At 67.4% G+C, this 16,613-nt stretch carries 16 protein-coding genes; all 16 read left to right on the top strand.

Translation table 11 applies throughout. From position 1 onward, the window contains the following. The first annotated feature begins 140 nt into the window (after positions 1 to 140). The 16 genes from ACJ7C5_RS12315 (at position 141) to ACJ7C5_RS12240 (ending at position 16,474) form a co-directional block, all read left to right on the top strand. Positions 141 to 449: a YerC/YecD family TrpR-related protein gene (locus ACJ7C5_RS12315; protein WP_005416326.1), complete on the top strand. Its 309-nt coding sequence runs from the start codon at positions 141 to 143 to the stop codon at positions 447 to 449. Between the two features lie 34 nt (positions 450 to 483). Next, complete coding sequence (hisG, locus tag ACJ7C5_RS12310; RefSeq protein ID WP_057497081.1) at positions 484 to 1,395, top strand: ATP phosphoribosyltransferase; 912 nt, start codon at positions 484 to 486, stop codon at positions 1,393 to 1,395. Beyond that, positions 1,392 to 2,687: a histidinol dehydrogenase gene (gene hisD / locus ACJ7C5_RS12305; protein WP_412704056.1), complete on the top strand. Its 1,296-nt coding sequence runs from the start codon at positions 1,392 to 1,394 to the stop codon at positions 2,685 to 2,687. Before hisG ends, hisD begins: the two co-directional genes overlap by 4 nt. Then, positions 2,684 to 3,778, top strand: a complete 1,095-nt coding sequence (gene hisC, locus ACJ7C5_RS12300) for a histidinol-phosphate transaminase (protein ID WP_412704055.1) — start codon at positions 2,684 to 2,686, stop codon at positions 3,776 to 3,778. Before hisD ends, hisC begins: the two co-directional genes overlap by 4 nt. After that, positions 3,775 to 4,848, top strand: a complete 1,074-nt coding sequence (gene hisB / locus ACJ7C5_RS12295; protein WP_412704054.1) for a bifunctional histidinol-phosphatase/imidazoleglycerol-phosphate dehydratase HisB — start codon at positions 3,775 to 3,777, stop codon at positions 4,846 to 4,848. Before hisC ends, hisB begins: the two co-directional genes overlap by 4 nt. Then, a complete protein-coding gene (gene hisH / locus ACJ7C5_RS12290; protein WP_100472116.1) occupies positions 4,845 to 5,447 on the top strand; it encodes an imidazole glycerol phosphate synthase subunit HisH in 603 nt (200 codons plus the stop codon). The genes hisB and hisH overlap by 4 nt, the downstream gene beginning before the upstream one ends. Further along, positions 5,444 to 6,178 (top strand): 1-(5-phosphoribosyl)-5-[(5-phosphoribosylamino)methylideneamino]imidazole-4-carboxamide isomerase, encoded by a 735-nt coding sequence (gene hisA, locus ACJ7C5_RS12285; protein ID WP_412704053.1) that lies wholly within the window; start codon positions 5,444 to 5,446, stop codon positions 6,176 to 6,178. The genes hisH and hisA overlap by 4 nt, the downstream gene beginning before the upstream one ends. Further along, positions 6,172 to 6,948 carry an imidazole glycerol phosphate synthase subunit HisF gene (hisF, locus tag ACJ7C5_RS12280; RefSeq protein WP_005409431.1) on the top strand — a complete coding sequence of 259 codons (777 nt, stop codon included), beginning with the start codon at positions 6,172 to 6,174 and terminating at the stop codon, positions 6,946 to 6,948. Before hisA ends, hisF begins: the two co-directional genes overlap by 7 nt. Further along, complete coding sequence (gene hisIE, locus ACJ7C5_RS12275; RefSeq protein ID WP_014037012.1) at positions 6,938 to 7,558, top strand: bifunctional phosphoribosyl-AMP cyclohydrolase/phosphoribosyl-ATP diphosphatase HisIE; 621 nt, start codon at positions 6,938 to 6,940, stop codon at positions 7,556 to 7,558. Before hisF ends, hisIE begins: the two co-directional genes overlap by 11 nt. 98 nt (positions 7,559 to 7,656) lie before the next feature. Then, positions 7,657 to 9,246, top strand: coding sequence for a calcineurin-like phosphoesterase C-terminal domain-containing protein (locus tag ACJ7C5_RS12270; protein ID WP_412704052.1), 1,590 nt, complete (start codon positions 7,657 to 7,659; stop codon positions 9,244 to 9,246). A gap of 36 nt (positions 9,247 to 9,282) precedes the next feature. After that, on the top strand, positions 9,283 to 9,567 hold the full coding sequence (locus tag ACJ7C5_RS12265) for a hypothetical protein (protein ID WP_125892820.1): 285 nt from the start codon (positions 9,283 to 9,285) through the stop codon (positions 9,565 to 9,567). 84 nt (positions 9,568 to 9,651) lie between these two features. Further along, positions 9,652 to 10,674, top strand: a complete 1,023-nt coding sequence (locus tag ACJ7C5_RS12260) for a glucokinase (RefSeq protein ID WP_412704051.1) — start codon at positions 9,652 to 9,654, stop codon at positions 10,672 to 10,674. Positions 10,675 to 10,725: 51 nt separating this feature from the next. Then, entirely contained in the window at positions 10,726 to 11,724 is a 999-nt protein-coding gene (locus ACJ7C5_RS12255) for a glycosylasparaginase (protein ID WP_106467886.1), read from the top strand. Next, entirely contained in the window at positions 11,721 to 12,452 is a 732-nt protein-coding gene (locus ACJ7C5_RS12250; protein WP_412704050.1) for a copper homeostasis protein CutC, read from the top strand. Before ACJ7C5_RS12255 ends, ACJ7C5_RS12250 begins: the two co-directional genes overlap by 4 nt. A gap of 299 nt (positions 12,453 to 12,751) precedes the next feature. Beyond that, entirely contained in the window at positions 12,752 to 13,219 is a 468-nt protein-coding gene (locus ACJ7C5_RS12245; RefSeq protein ID WP_412704049.1) for a hypothetical protein, read from the top strand. A gap of 297 nt (positions 13,220 to 13,516) precedes the next feature. Then, a complete protein-coding gene (locus tag ACJ7C5_RS12240; protein ID WP_412704048.1) occupies positions 13,517 to 16,474 on the top strand; it encodes a TonB-dependent receptor plug domain-containing protein in 2,958 nt (985 codons plus the stop codon). The last annotated feature ends 139 nt before the right edge of the window (positions 16,475 to 16,613 follow it).

Here is a 16,613-nt window from a genome sequence, read left to right as displayed (position 1 = left end):
CTTTTGCTGTTGCTCTGGCTCTTGCCTCTGCGGGTGCAGGGCAGCAGCCCTGCCGCCCCCTCAGCCCTCGATTTGACGCACCGCGCAAGAATGCGCTAATGTACTAACGCGCTATTACATTGATGCATGGATACGACCCCGTGAAAGCCCGCCCCGAGATTGCCGCCAAAGACCCGAAGGCCGACCTGGAAGCCCTGGCCCGGGCCTTTGCCGCCCTGCGAGAGCCGGAACAGGTCGAAGCCTTCCTGCGCGATCTGTGCACCCCCGCCGAACTGGAAGCCATGGCCGACCGCTGGAAGGTGGTGCCGCTGCTGCAGCAGGGCGTGCCGTACCGCGAGATCCACGAGCGCACGGGCGTCAGCGTGACCACCACCGGACGGGTGGCACGCACGCTCGAGCATGGCCATCGAGGCTATGCCGCCGCCATCGACCGCCTTGCTTCGCGCTGATCCGCGCCCCGTTCCGAACTTCGAGACCTCCCCCATGAGTGCAACCCAGGCAGCCCCGGCACGAGACCGGCTGCGTATCGCCATCCAGAAGAGTGGCCGATTGGCCGAGCCCGCCCGCAATCTGCTCAGCGCCTGTGGCCTGAGCTGGCGCGAGAGCCGCGACAAGCTGTTCTGCTACGGCGAATCGCTGCCGGTGGACCTGTTGCTGGTGCGCGACGACGACATCCCGGGCCTGATCGCCGACGGCGTCTGCGACCTCGGCATCGTCGGCCGCAATGAACTGGATGAGCAGGCCGCGGCACGCCGTCAGATCGGCCTGCCTGACGCCTACCAGGCGCTGCGTGGGTTGGGCTTCGGCCAGTGCCGGCTGATGCTGGCGGTGCCCGAGGAATGGCAGTGGCAGGGTCCGGCGCAGCTGGCCGGCACCCGCATCGCGACCAGCTACCCGGCCATCCTCAAGCAGTGGCTGGCCGAGCAGGGCGTGGACGCACAGGTGGTCGAGCTGTCCGGTTCGGTGGAGATCGCCCCGCGACTGGGTACTGCCGACCTGATCTGCGATCTGGTCTCCAGCGGCGCCACCCTGCGTGCCAACCAGCTGACCCCGGTGCACAACCTGCTCGACAGCGAGGCGGTGCTGGCCGGTGCGGTGCGCGTGCCGGATGATGCGCGTGCATCGCTGCGCGCGATGCTGCTACGCCGCCTGGACGGCGTGGTGCAGCGCCAGGACCGCAAGCTGCTGATGTTCCGCGCCAGCGAGGATCGCGTCGACGCGCTGTCGCAGCTGCTGGCCGATGCCGAGCCGCTGGTGCGGTTGCCGGCCGATGGCGGCGCGCTGCGCCTGCAGACCATGTGCCCGGGCCCACTGAGCTGGCAGCGCATGGAAGAACTCGAGCGCGCCGGCGCGCAGGGCCTGATGGTACTGAGCGTGGAGCGGTCGCTGGCATGAACCGTCTGATCTGGTCCCGACTTGATGAGACCGCGCGCGGCGCGGCGCTGACCCGCCCGGTGCAGACCGTGGCGCAGCAGACCCGCGATGCGGTGGCGGCCCTGATTGCACAGGTGCGCGCGCTGGGCGACGACGCATTGCGTGCGATTACTGCACGTTTCGACGGTGTCGAGTTGGCCTCGTTTGAAGTTTCCGAAGCCGAATTCGCCGCTGCCGAAGCCGCAGTGCCCGCCGAACTGCGACAGGCGATGGTGGAAGCCGCCGAACGCATCGCCCGTTTCCACGCCGCTGGCATGGGCAAAGGCTATGCAGTTGAAACCGCGCCGGGCGTGGTCTGCGAACGCATGCTGCGTCCGATCGGCCGGGTGGGTCTGTATGTGCCGGCGGGCAGCGCGCCGCTGCCGTCCACTGCGTTGATGCTGGGCGTGCCGGCGCAGCTGGCTGGGTGCCCGCAGGTCGTGCTGTGCACGCCGCCGCGCGCCGACGGCAGCGCCGATCCGGCCGTGCTGGTAGCCGCGCGCCTGACCGGCGTGCAGCGCGTGTTCAAGCTGGGCGGTGCCCAGGCCATCGCAGCGATGGCCTACGGCACGGCAAGCATTCCGGCCTGCGACAAGCTGTTCGGGCCGGGCAACAGTTTCGTCACCGAGGCCAAGCAGCAGGTGGCGCAGGATGGCGCCGCCGCCATCGACATGCCGGCCGGTCCGTCGGAGGTGCTGGTGATTGCCGACGCCGGTGCCAATCCCGCTTTCGTGGCGGCTGACCTGCTGTCGCAGGCCGAGCATGGCCCGGACTCGCAGGTACTGCTGTTGACCGACGATGCCGCGATGCTGGCGGCGGTTGAAGCTGAAGTGGAGCGCCAGGTTGCCTTGCTGCCGCGCCAGCAGATCGCGCGACAGGCGTTGTCGGCGTCGCGGCTGATCCAGGTCGATTCGCTGGACGAGGCCTTCGCGATCAGCAACCGCTATGCGCCCGAGCACTTGATCCTGGCGTTGCGCGAACCGCGCGATTGGCTGAGCCAGGTGCATGCGGCCGGCTCGGTGTTTCTGGGCGATTACACCCCCGAAGCACTGGGTGACTACTGCAGCGGTACCAACCACGTGCTGCCGACGGCCGGTGCCGCGCGCGCCTACAGCGGCGTCAGCGTGGCCAGCTTCCAGAATCTGATCAGCGTGCAGAGCGCCAGCGCTGCTGGACTGGCGGCAATCGGCGGCTGCGCGCGCATCATCGCCAGCGCCGAAGGCCTGGATGCGCATGAGCGTGCCGTGGCACTGCGCATGGAGGTGGCGGCATGAACGCGGCTATCGATCAGGTGCTGGCACTGGTGCGCCCGGACCTGCAGGCCTTCGCCGGCTACAGTTCGGCGCGCAGTGCGGCGGTACAGGGCGAGGTCTGGTTGAATGCCAACGAATCGGCCTGGGCCAATCCAGCGGATAGGGCGGGCAGCAGCCGGCGCTATCCGGAGCCACAGCCGCTGGCGTTGCGCGAAGGCCTGGCTGCGCTGTATGGCGTAGCGCCACAACAATTGCTGGTCGGCCGTGGCAGCGACGAAGCCATCGATCTGCTGGTGCGTGCCTTGTGCGTGCCGGGCCGCGATGGCGTGCTGGTCACCTCGCCAGTGTTCGGCATGTACGCAGTCTGTGCACGCCTGCAGGGTGCGCCGCTGATCGACGTGCCGCTGGTCGATGGCGAAGACGGCCTGTGTGCCGACCTCGACGCGGTCATCGACACGGCACAGACGGAGGGCGCCAAGCTGGTGTTCCTGTGTGCACCGTCCAACCCGGCCGGCAGCGATATTACCCTTGACGAGGTCGAGCGCGTGGCGGTTGCCTTGCGCGGGCAGGCGCTGGTGGTGGTGGACGAGGCCTATGTCGAGTATGCGCAGCGCCCGTCGGCGGCCACGCTGCTGGCCGCGCATGCGAACCTGGCGGTGCTGCGCACGCTGTCGAAGGCACACGCACTCGCCGCCGCTCGCATTGGTACCCTGATCGCCGCCCCGGAACTGATTGCCGTGCTGCGCCGCTGCCAGGCGCCGTACCCGGTACCGACGCCGTGCACCGAGCTGGCCGTGCAGGCACTGCAGCCGGCCGCGCTGGCACGCACCGCCGAGCGCGTGGCCATGGTCATCGCCGAGCGCGAACGCCTGTCCGCGGCGCTGCCTGGCCTGCCCGGCGTTCGTCGCGTGTACCGCTCGTCCGGCAACTACCTGCTGGTGCGCTTCGCCGATGCGCAGGCAGCGTTCGACACCTTGCTGGATGCCGGTGTGGTGGTGCGCGACCAGCGCGCCGCGCCGCAGCTGGGCGACGCGCTGCGCATCAGCATCGGCAGCCCCGAAGAGAACGACCGCGTGCTTGCGGCCCTGTCGGCGCGGAGGGCCGCAGCATGACCCCGATCCTGTTCATCGACCGCGACGGCACCGTCATCGAGGAGCCGTCCGATTTCCAGATCGACGCCTACGAGAAGCTGCGCTTCGTGCCGCAGGTGATCCCGGCGCTGCTGAAGCTGCGGGATGCCGGCTACCAGTTCGTGATCGTCACCAACCAGGATGGCCTCGGCAGCGACAGCTACCCGCGCGCCAGCTTCGATGGCCCCAATGAGCTGATGCTGCAGATCTTCGAAAGCCAGGGCATCACCTTCCGTGACGTGCTGATCGACTGCAGCTGGCCGCAGGACAAAGCGCCCACCCGCAAGCCGGGCATCGGCCTGATGACTGCCTACCTGCAGGACCGCAGCATTGACTGGGCGCGCTCGGGCATGGTTGGTGACCGCATCACCGACCTGCAGTTCGCCGACAACCTCAACATCCGTGGCTTCCAGCTGCGCACCGAGCAGTTCGGTGGCGAGTGGGACTGGCCGGGCATCGCTCACGCGCTGGCCGACGCGCCGCGCACCGCTGTGGTCCAGCGCAACACCAAAGAGACGAAGATCCGCGTCGAACTGGATCTGGACCGCGCCGGTGATGCGCGCATCGCCACCGGACTGCCGTTCTTCGACCACATGCTGGAACAGATCGGCAAGCACGGCGGGTTCGCGCTGGACATCCAGGCTGAGGGCGACCTGCACATCGACGAGCACCACACCATCGAGGACACCGGGCTGGCGCTGGGTCAGGCCCTGCGCGAGGCGCTGGGCGACAAGCGCGGCATCGGCCGCTACGGCTTCACCCTGCCGATGGACGAGACCCTGGCCAGCGCCGCGTTGGATTTCAGCGGTCGCCCGTACTTCGTGTTCGAGGGCGAGTTCAAGCGTGAGCGGGTGGGCGATATGCCGACCGAGCTGGTGCCGCACTTCTTCCGTTCGCTGTGCGACGCCAGCGGCCTGAACCTCAACCTGCAGGTGCGCGGCGACAATGACCACCACAAGGTCGAGGCCTGCTTCAAGGCACTGGCGCGCGCGCTGCGCCCGGCATTGGCCCGCCAGGGCACGGCACTGCCGAGCACCAAGGGGGCGCTGTGAGCGACGTTGCGCTGATCGACGCCGGCGGTGCCAACCTGGGCTCGGTGCGCTACGCATTGGAGCGCCTGGGCGCGACGGTGCGGCTGGTGCGCGATGCGGACGGTCTGGTCGGTGCGCAGCGGGTGATCCTGCCCGGCGTCGGCGCCGCCGGTCCTGGCATGCAGCGCCTGCACGCGCAGGGCCTGGTGGAGCCGTTGCAGCGACTGGAGGTGCCGCTGATGGGCATCTGCCTGGGCATGCAGCTGCTGTTCGAACGCTCCGAAGAGGCCGGCGTAGAAGCGCTGGGACTGATTCCCGGCGTGGTGCGCAAGCTGGTGCCGGCCTGCGGCATACGCGTGCCGCACATGGGCTGGAACCGCCTGCTCCCGCTGCGCGAATCGCTGCTGCTTCGCGGTGTGCCGGAGCGCGCCAGCGCCTACTTCGTGCACAGCTATGCGGCACCGCTCAATACCCACACCGTCGCTGCCTGCGACCACGGTGGCCTGTTCACTGCCGTGGTGGAGCAGGGGCGTTACTACGGCGCACAGTTCCACCCCGAGCGCTCCGGCGAGACCGGTTCGCTGATGCTGCGCAACTTCCTCGAGGGCACTGCTGCATGAGTTTCATCGTCTACCCCGCGCTGGATATCCGCGACGGCCGCGTGGTGCGGCTGCGCCAGGGTGACTACGCGCAGGAAACCTCGTATGGCGACGATCCGCTGCCGCGCGCACAGGCCTTCGCTGCGCAGGGCGCGCAGTGGATGCATCTGGTCGACCTGGACGCTGCGCGTGCCGGTGGCTACACCCTTGCGCCGCTGCTGGCGTCGATCCGTGCGCAGACGCCGCTGCAGGTGCAGACCGGCGGTGGCGTGCGCGGCCGCGACGATGTGGCGCGCATCCTCGATGCCGGCGCTGGCCGCGTGGTGGTGGGTTCGCTAGCGGTGCGCCGCCCCGATGAAGTGGTCGGCTGGCTGGAGGAGTTCGGCGCCGAGCGCATCACCATCGCGCTGGATGCCCGTCAGGACGCGCAGGGCCAATGGCAGCTGCCGGTGCACGGCTGGACCGAGAACGCCGGGGTGACCCTGGATGATCTGGCCCAGCGCTATGCGCGCGCTGGCATGCGCCACCTGCTGTGTACCGACATTGCCCGCGACGGCATGCTGGCCGGGCCCAATATCAGTCTGTACGCGCACCTGTCGGCGCTGCTGCCGGGCGTGGCCGTGCAGGCTTCCGGTGGCATCCGCGACGTGGCCGATGTGGCCGAGGCGCGTGCTGCCGGCTGCGGCGGTGCCATCCTCGGCAAGGCCCTGCTGGAGCAGCGCATGGACCTGGCGGAGGCGCTGGCATGTTGAGCCGACGCATCATTCCGTGCCTGGACGTGCGCGATGGTCGCGTGGTCAAGGGTGTGCGCTTCCGCGACCACGTCGACATGGGTGACATCGCCGAATTGGCGCAGCGCTACCGCGACCAGGGTGCCGACGAGCTGGTGTTCTATGACATCGGCGCCAGCCCTGAGGCACGTTCGGTCGACGTCGCCTGGATCGAGCGCATCGCACGCTTGATCGACATTCCGTTCTGCGTGGCCGGTGGCATCGACAGCGTGGAAACCGCGCGCCGCGTGCTGTTCGCCGGTGCCGACAAGGTGTCGATCAACTCGCCCGCGCTGGGCCGCCCGGAGCTGATCACCGAGCTGGCAGATGAGTTCGGCGTGCAGTGCGTGGTGGTCGGTGTCGATTCGGTGCGCGAGGCCGATGGGCAGTGGCGCGTGCGCCGTTTCAGTGGCGACCCGGACAAGACCCAGGCGGTACCGCTGCGCACGCTGGACTGGATCGTCGAAGCACAACGGCGTGGCGCTGGTGAAATCGTGTTGAACTGCATGGACAGCGATGGCGTACGCCGTGGCTACGATGTCGTGCAGCTGCAGCAGGCGCGGGCCCTGTGCCAGGTGCCGCTGATCGCCTCCGGCGGTGCCGGTGCGATGGAGCACTTCGCCGAAGCTTTTGATCAGGCAGATGTCGACGGTGCGTTGGCGGCCAGCGTGTTCCACAGCGGCGCGATTGCCATTCCGGAATTGAAGCGCTACCTGCGCGGACAGCAGATCGAGGTGCGGGATGTCTATTGAAGTGAGGCCGTCGCTGGATGCGTTGCAGGCGCTGGACTGGGGCAAGGGCGACGGCCTGCTGCCGGCCGTGGTGCAGGATGCAGACACCCTGCAGGTGCTGATGCTGGGCTATGTCAGCGCCGAATCGCTGGCGGCCACGCTGGCCATCGGTCACATGACCTTCTTCAGCCGCAGCAAGCAGCGGTTGTGGACCAAGGGTGAGCAGTCCGGCAACGTGCTGGTGGTGCAGTCAATCAGCGTCGACTGCGATGCCGACACGCTGCTGGTGATGGCACGCCCAGCCGGGCCAACCTGCCATACCGGTGCCGAGAGTTGTTTCGACCAGGCACCGAAGGACTTCCTGGGCGGGCTGGGCCAGCTGGTGGCGATGCGTGAGGCGCAGCGCCCGCCGGGCAGCTACACCACCAGCCTGTTCGAGGGCGGCATCCGCCGCATCGCGCAGAAGGTGGGCGAGGAGGGCGTGGAGACGGCGCTGGCGGCGGTGGCACAGGACGACGAGGCGCTGCTGGGCGAGGCCTCGGACCTGCTGTATCACCTGCTGGTGCTGCTGCGCGCGCGCGGGTTGTCGCTGGATGATGCGCGGGCGGTGCTGGAAAAGCGTCATCGTTGAGGAAGGCGTGCGGACCAACGGTCCGCACCCACCTCTGCAATGCAGCCGAGCATGGCTCGGCTCTACAATAGGGGGTCTTCTTCTTTCCCGGACCGCCCATGAAACTGCCTGCCGCCTGGCTGTGCTGCCTGTTGCTGACCTCGCCGGCCTGGGCCGCGGACACCGTGGTCAGCGGCAAGGTCTATCTGGAGCGCGACGGCAGGCCCGGGCGCGGTGCGACCGATCCGGGCCTGGCCGGGGTGCAGGTTTCCAACGGCGAGACCATCGTCAAGACCGCCGCCGACGGCAGCTACAGCCTGCCGGTGCGCGACGGCCAGACCGTATTCGTGATCAAGCCCGATGCCTACGCCTTCCCGAAGGCGACCGACGGTCTGCCGTCGTTCTGGCGCCACTACCGCCCGAACGGCTCGCCGGCGCTGAAGTACGGTGGCATCGCCGCCACCAGCGACGTCACCCGCAACTGGGATTTCGCCCTGCAGGCGGATCGCCATGACAGCCGCCGTGGTTTCCAGATGCTGGTGTTCACCGATTCGCAGACCGCCAGCCTGAAGGACATCGGCTACTACCAGCAGTCGATCGTGGCGCCGCTGGTCGGCCAGACCAAGGCGCGCATGGGCACCACCCTGGGTGACATCGTCAACGACGACCTGACCCTGTATCCGGCGATCAACAAGGTCACCACCGAACTTGGCGTGCCGTGGTTCCATGTGCCGGGCAACCACGACCTCGATTTCGATGCCGCCAGCGATGAGCATTCGCTGGACAGCTGGCGCAACATCTACGGCCCGGATACCTATGCGGTGGAAGAGGGCGGTGCCAGTTTCGTGTTCCTGGACGACGTGGTGTACGACCCCAAGGCCAAGCCGAAGTACGTCGGCGGCCTGCGCGAAGACCAGTTCGCCTTCCTTGCCGGCTACCTGAAGGGCCTGCACAAGGACCGGCTGCTGGTGCTGGGCATGCACATCCCGCTGTTCGACGCCGCGCCCGGGCGCGAGACCTTCCGCCATGCAGACCGCCAGCGCCTGTTCGACCTGCTGAAGGACTTCCGCAACGTGCTGGTGCTCAGCGGCCACAGCCACACCCAGCAGCACGTCTACCACGGCAAGGCCGAGGGTTGGAATGGCGAAAAGCCGCTGCACGAGTACAACGTGGGCGCCAACTGCGGTGCGTTCTGGTCGGGGGTGAAGGACGCCGTTGGCGTGCCGGACAGCACCATGAGCGATGGCACACCGAAGGGCTATGCGTTGCTCGACGTGGCCGGCAATGGCAGCTACAAACTGCAGTACCGCGTGGCCGGCAAGCCGGCCAGCGAGCAGATCGGCCTGCACGCGCCGAAGGTACTGCGGCAGGGGGCCTATCCGGCGTGGGGTGTCTACGCCAACGTCTACATGGGTGAGGACGCCAGCGTGGTCGAGTACCGCGTCGATGGTGGCGCCTGGCAGCCGATGAAGCAGGTCAGCCAGCCCGATCCGCGCCTGATGGTGGAGAACGTGGCCGACGATCTTGCAAAAAATCTGCGCAGCTACGACCGCTCGCCGGAGGCCACTGCATCGCCGCACCTGTGGCGTGGCGCGTTGCCGACCGATCTGGCGGTGGGCAGCCACAAGGTCGAGGTACGCTCCACCCAGCCTGATGGTGCAGTGTTCACCGCCACCACCAGCTACAGCCTGCAGGCTGCCCAGCCCTGATCCAGGGCGCCGCTGCCCAACGCGAAAGGACCCCGCATGGATATCCGCTTCATGGCCGGCACCACGCCGGTGACCCTCAGCCGCCACTGGTTCACCGGCGCGATGCTGCTGCAGAGCGCCACCGAGAAGGTCTGGGTGCAGCACCCGCTGCATCCGGGCACGCATTTCTCGTTCTCGCTGGTACAGTCGTGGCTGCGCCACATCGCCGGCCACGAAGTGCTGGTCGAGCGCACCCGGCCACTGCTGTTTGCCGGCTTCCGCCCGCAGCGCCTGCGCGTGCTGGTGGATGGCGTGCAGGTGGCCGAACAGGAAGGCATATAGGCCAACCTGAACCATCGGCGTGCTAGGCAAAGCCGCCCCGATGCCTGAGAATCGGGGCGATTCAATCGATCCAAGCAGGCCAGCGTGACCATCGCAGCAGCGTCCCCGGTTTCCTCCGACTCCGCCCGCGGCGGTCTTCCGCGCCATCTGGTCGTTGCCGATGTCGGCGGCACCTTCGCCCGCCTGGCCTTGGCTGAGACCCAACCCGGCCAGGCGCCGCTGCTGGGCAGCCATCGCACCTATGCCTGTGCCGAGCATTCCAGCCTGGCCGCGATCCTGGCCGATTTCACCGCAGGCCTTGGCCAGCCGGTGCAGACCGCCGTGGTGGCCATCGCCGGCCTGCTCGATGGCGATGTGCTGATCAACTCGAACCTGCCGTGGACGGTCTCGCTGTCGGCCACCCGCGCGCAGTCCGGGCTGGGCGAACTGCAGCTGATCAACGATTTCGAAGCCGTGGCGCTGGCCATCCCTTACCTGCAGCCCGAAACGCTGGTGCCACTGAACGGCGACGCCGATCCGGCGCAGGCCTTCCCGGCGCTGGTGCTGGGCGCGGGTACCGGCCTGGGCGCCGCGCTGCGCTTTGCCGATGGCGAGCGCCCGGTGCTGGCCAGCGAGATCGGCCATGCCGCACTCGGCGCCGGCAACACGCTGGAACTGCAGGTGCTGGGCAAGCTGCTGCAGCGCTGGACGCACGTGGACAACGAGCGCGTGCTTTCTGGCAGCGGCCTGATGAATCTGTATCCGTGCCTGTGCGAGCTGCGCGGTGCCACCCCGGTGTGGACCAGCACCGAAGCACTGATCGGTGCCGCCCGCAGCGGTGAGGACGCTCTCGCTGTGGAAACGCTGCAGGTGTTCTGTGCCTGGCTGGGCAGTCTTGCCGGCGACGCAGCGATCGCCGTCGCCGCTCGCTCGGTGTACCTGGCCGGGGGCATTTCCGCGCATGTGCAGGATTTCCTGGCCGATGGCCGCTTCCGTGAGCGCTTCCTCAACAAGGGTGTGCTGACCGAGGTGCTGCGCCAGGTACCGGTGTGGCGGGTGGAGCATGGCCAGCTGGGTGTGCTCGGTGCAGCGGTCTGGCACGCAGCGCGGCAACCCACGCACGACTGATCGGCAGGGCCGGCATCGGGCCGGCCGTGCATTGCAGACTGGGAGGGGAAGATGGTGGATCGCAGGCAGTTCCTGCAGGCCGGTGCACTGGCTGCAGGCATGGCAGCATTGCCGGGCGTGCAGGCGCGCACGCAGGGTGGGGCCAGGGTGGTTTCCACCTGGGACTTCGGCGTGCCGGCCAACCAGGCCGCATGGAAGGTGCTGGCACAGGGTGGCAGCGCGCTGGATGCGGTGGAGGCGGGTGCACGCTGGGCCGAGAGCGAGCTGTGCAACCCCACCGTCGGCCATTGCGGCAACCCGGATCGCGACGGCGTGCTGAGCCTGGACGCGAGCATCATGGACGGCGATGGCCGTTGTGGTGCAGTGGCCGCGCTGGTCGACATCCTGCATCCGGTGTCGGTGGCCCGCAAAGTGATGGAGAACAGCCCGCACGTGCTGCTGGTGGGCGAGGGCGCGCAGCAGTTCGCGGTGCAGCAGGGTTTCGAGCGCAGGCATCTGCTGACGCCGCAGGCCGAAGCCGCCTGGCGCGAGTGGTTGAAGACCGAGAAGTACCAGCCGCAGATCAATGCCGAGCGCCGTGGTATTCCCGGCAACAGCGACAACCACGACACCATCGGCATGCTGGCGCTGGATGCCAAGGGCCACCTGGCCGGTGCCTGCACCACCAGCGGCATGGCGTGGAAACTGCGCGGCCGCGTCGGCGACAGCCCGATCATCGGTGCCGGCCTGTACGTCGACAACGACGTGGGTGCGGCCACCGCCTCGGGCGTGGGTGAGGAGATGATCCGCAACGCCGCTTCGTTCCTGGTGGTCGAGCTGATGCGCCAGGGGCGCTCGCCGGCGCAGGCCTGCCGCGAAGCAATCGACCGCGTGGTGCGCAAGCGTCCGGAAGCGAGCAAGACACTGCAGGTCTGCTTCCTGGCCATGAACAAGCAGGGGGAGGTGGGCGCTTACGCGCTGCATCGCGGTTTTGTCTACGCCGTGTGCGATGCGCAGCGCCAGGACGATCTGCGTGATTCTCCGTCGATCTACACGAGCACCCAGGCGTGAGTACGCGGCTCGCTCTGGAAATCGCCAGCAACTCGCTGGCGTCGGCGCTGGCCGCGCAGGCCGGCGGCGCCGACCGCATCGAGCTGTTCGACAACCTGGCCGAGGGCGGTACCACGCCGTCGTTCGCCAGCATTGCGATCGCCCGCGAACGCCTGTCGATTCCGCTGTTCGTGCTGGTGCGGCCACGCCCGGGCGACTTCCACTACGACGCGCTGGAAGCCGAACTGATGCTGCGTGACATTGCGCAGTGCCGCGCGTTGGGCTGCGATGGCGTGGTGATCGGTGCGCTGGATGTGCAGGGCGGCATCGATGTGGCGCTGTGCCGTGAACTTGTGCGGGCCGCCGGGCCATTGCAGGTGACCTTCCATCGTGCCTTTGATGCTGCCCGTGATCTGCCCGCAGCGCTGGAGCAGGTGATCGGACTGGGCTGCCAGCGCGTGCTGACCTCGGGCGGCCAGGTCAGTGCCGAGGCCGGTGCCGATGTGCTGGCAGGCCTCGTTACCCAGGCAGCGGGCCGCATCACGGTGATGGCCGGCGCCGGATTGGCACCGGGCAACATCGCAACCGTCGCACGGCAGACCGGCTGCACCGAACTGCACGCCTCGGCCAAGGGCCTGCGGCGCTCGGCGATGCAGTTCCAGAACCCGGCTTTGCGAGGGTTGGACCCGGACTGGAGCCAGACCGCCACTGCCACCGTAGCCGCGCTGCGGCAGGCGCTGGACAGCTGATCGAATCCGTCGGGCATTGCCCGGGGTCGGATCCCTTCGCAGAAGGGCTCTGACCCCAGCCGGATGCTCACGCGTGCCGAAAAGTGACGCTTCTGACGCGCGCGGATGGCCAGTTCATTCGGCAAACGGCGGAATGCTGGGGCATCCGTGCTTCCGAGTGGACCATCAAGCCAGGATTATCGACAGTGGGGTCCAACTCCCCGTGGCAATGATCCTCCTTCCGCATGTCTCGACTGCTCCTGCTACTTCTCTGCTTGCCGCCAGCCGTCGCAATAGCTGCAGGGGAGGGACAGCCACCAATGCTGATATGGAAGGCGATCGGCCTTGAGGGAGGCAGCATCGACGCTGTGCTGGGCGGCGTGACGCTGGCACCCGCTGCTACAGGCGCGTTCGTCGACACGCGGGTACATCGGATCGGGGAGAAGCGCTTTCGCGCGCTCTATCAGGTGTTCAATTCAAACGCTTCCAACCCCATGGGGCTCTGTGGCGCGGGGCGCGAGATCCATCTATTCGTCTACGAATTGACCCCGCCGAAGCCCATTGAGCGCGGCAGGGTATTGATCAGCAGCTGCCTTGAGACCCTGTCTCTGGCCAGCCAGAACTCAGGGCGACCCCACAGTGAATCCGACTTTTCCTCTGTCATCTGGCAGGGCGACGGGTTCACCATCGAGTGGTGGGGTATCGGACCCGGAGGCGATGCGTCGAGCCACTACGCCCTCCGAAATGACCACTTCGTCCCGACTCAACCAGGAGAGCGGAATCGCTGAGGGCGGACAAAACAGTTCCGCGCGCGATTGTCGCGATCATGTCATTGACGTGTGCGCCTTCCTCTCAGCGATGTTTCGCAACTCTTTGATTGTTCTGGATACCTGCAGCCGATAACAGCATTACGCCACGTATTGCTGCGTCGCCGCATGCCCGGCGCGGTTCAGCTGTGCTTTAGTTTGGATCGATCCACAGGGGAGGGCGCCGTATCGGTCTTGAACCGATCCAGGTGCCCGGATCAGCCGTAGTGCCGCGCCACCACCCGTCCGTGCGTCCACACTTTCGAAGAGCAACCACCCATGGCTCAGATCGTCCGCAAGCGCCGTCACCTGCTGTCCCAGGCCTTGGTCCTGGCCCTGCTGCCCCTGGCTGCCAGTGCGCAGGAGGCCGCCAACTCGTCCACCAAGGATCTCGATGCGGTCACCGTCACCGGTTCGCGCATCAAGCGCGCCAGCGTTGAAGGCCCGGCGCCGGTCAACGTGATCACCGCCGCACAGATCCAGAAGGAAGGCTTCGTCAGCGTGTACGACGCGCTGAAGACGCTCACTGAAGCCACCGGCACCGTTGAAGCCGCCTCGCAGTGGGGCTCGCATACGCCCAATGCCAGCGGCCTGAACCTGCGCGGGATGGGGCCGAACCGCTCACTGCTGCTGGTCAACGGTCGCCGTGTAGCGGACTACCCGCTGCCCTACGGTGGCGAAACCAACTTCTCCAACTACGGCAACATTCCCGCTGCTGCGGTGGAGCGCATCGAAGTGCTGACCGGTGGTGCCTCGGCCATCTATGGTTCCGATGCGATCGCCGGCGTGGTCAACGTCATCCTGAAAACCAACTACGACGGTGACGAAGTACGCGTGCGCGGTGGCACCTCCACCGAAGGCGGCCGCGATACCTGGGATCTGTCCTGGGCCGGCGGCAGGACCGGCGACAACTGGAGCGTGACCTACGCGCTGCAGTACACCAAGCGCGATCCGCTGTTCGGCCGTGATCGCCCGCAGATGGACGATGCCGACGACGCACCGTACGCGTCCTGGAACATGGAGCAGCGCAAGGTCGGCTTCCGTCCCACCGCCGGCCTGGCGCTGATCGATCCGACCACAGGCCAGCGCCTGGCGCCGCCCACCGGCACCTGCGAGAAGTTCGATGGCGAGTACTACACCGCCGATCGCCTGGTCTACAACTACGCCGCCAACACCATCAGCAACACCGGCCGCCTGTGCGGCATGAGCGCCGACTACGCCAACTGGCTGCTCACCGGCGGCGCCGAGAACGTGTCCGGCAACCTGTATGCCACCTTCGATTTCAGCAATGACCTGCAGGCCTGGACCAACCTGGCGGTGTACCGTTCCGAGGCGATCTGGGGCACCAATCCACCTGGCGTGTCGCTGATCGACGATGACAACGGCTACTACTGGGACGCCAACCGCAACCGCCCGATCCTCGGCGTGCGCCAGTTCACTCCGAACGAGGTGGGCGGCCTGGATACGCTGCGCAACACCAACCGCGAACTGTCCTGGGACTGGAGTGCGGGCCTGCGTGGTCGCCTGGCCGATCGCTTCGACTGGAGCGCCACGGTGGGCCGTTCCTACTACCGCGTTGAAGAGCGGCAGAACGTGGTCGACAAGCAGAAGTCGTACGACTATTTCCTCGGCCCGAAGCTGGGCACCACCGCCGACGGCGAGGCGATCTACGCACTGAACGAATCGCGCTGGTGGAACCCGCTGACGCCGGACCAGTACTGGCAGATGGGCACGGTGGCGAAGAACCGTGCGTCCTCATGGGTCAACCAGGCGTCGGCGGACATCACCGGCGAACTGTTCCAGGGCTGGGCCGGCCCGATCTCGTTCGCCGCCGTGGCTGAAGTCGCGCAGCAGGGCTACCACCTCAGTCCGGACCCGCGCGCCGGCATCGATTTCGACCTGCAGAACGTCGATCGCGGCGGCGGCGAGCGCACCCGCTATTCGGCCGGCGTCGAGTTCAAGATTCCGCTGCTGGAAAGTGTGACCGCTACTGCGGCCGCGCGCTACGACCGCTATGGCAGCTACAAGGCCGACGACAGCAGCGAGGCGCTGGACATCGGCAGCCAGAAGGAGACCACCTGGAATGTCGGCCTGGAATGGCGCCCGGTGGAGTCGCTGCTGGTGCGTGGCTCGTATGCCACCAGCTTCCATGCGCCGGACATGCACTACCTGCTCGGCCAACCGAGCAGCTCCGAAGTGCAGACCTATGACCGCCTGCGCTGCATCCAGAGCGGTGCCTACCTGGTCAACAATTGCGGCGTGGGCAACACCGATGTCTGGTACACGTTCGATGTGAACCGGCGCGGCACGCCGCTGCTGCGTTCGGAAACCGGCGATTCGTGGACGGTCGGTTTCGTCTGGGATGTGATGCCCAATCTGTCGGTCAGCGCCGACTACTGGGCGATCAAGCTGGAAGACATGATCGTCGACGTCGGCGCCGACGAGGTGCTGGCCAGCGAAGCGGGCTGCCTGACCGGCAAGAACATGGACGGTACGCCGTGGGCCAATCCGGCCGGTGGCGAGTATTGCGCCGGCATCCTGGCCCGCGTGAACCGTGACAGCAACGGCCGTCTGGTATCGATCGAGCGCGGCCCGTTCAACCTGGCCAGCCGCGAGGTGCGCGGCATCGACCTGACCGCGCGCTACCGTCTGGAGACCGCGCAGTGGGGCAGCTTCCAGCTGGGGGTGAATTACACCAACCAGATCTCGACCAAGGAACAGCGTTACGCCAACGACCCGAACCCGGAACGCCGCGACCGCGACCTGCGCAGCAAGCTGCGCGCGAGCCTGGCCTGGCAGCGCGGCAACTGGAATGCCAATGTCTATGCCGACCGTATCGGTTCGGTGCCGGGCGTGCGCTATCACTGGGGCACTGACCGCCTGGACAACCCCGGTGGCTGCCTGCCGTTCGCCGATGGCTACGTGCCCAGCGACAGCCCGTCGCTGAACTGCCTGGAGCCGGTGCGGCTGCCGGATGGTTCGGTGAACCCGAATCCCAACGCCGGCCAGCAGACGGCGCGCTACTACGGGCGGGTCGGGCCGTTCATCACCTGGAACTTCAACGTGGGCTACCAGGTGACCGAGCACGCCAAGGTCAACGTCTACGTCAACAACGCGTTCAATTCGGCCAGCTGGAACCACAAGGACCCGTACAAGCTGGACTACGATTTCGCCCCGACCCGGTTGCTGGGTGCGGTCGGCCGCGAGTTCGCGTTGGAGTACGTGTTCACCTTCTGAGGCGGACAGCGGGGGCGTCGGGCCTTGATCCGCAAGGCGCCCCCGTCCGCCCGGTAGATCCACGCCATGCGTGGATGAACCCCTTCATGAACCCCGGGGTGGCTGGATTTGACCTTCCCACGATGGCAAGGTTTAGCCT

It is taken from the genome of Nocardiopsis yanglingensis (assembly GCF_045809185.1).
GTDB lineage: Bacteria > Pseudomonadota > Gammaproteobacteria > Xanthomonadales > Xanthomonadaceae > Stenotrophomonas > Stenotrophomonas yanglingensis.
Note: the sequence above shows the minus strand (reverse complement) of the source record. Positions and strands in the feature narration are given on the sequence as shown.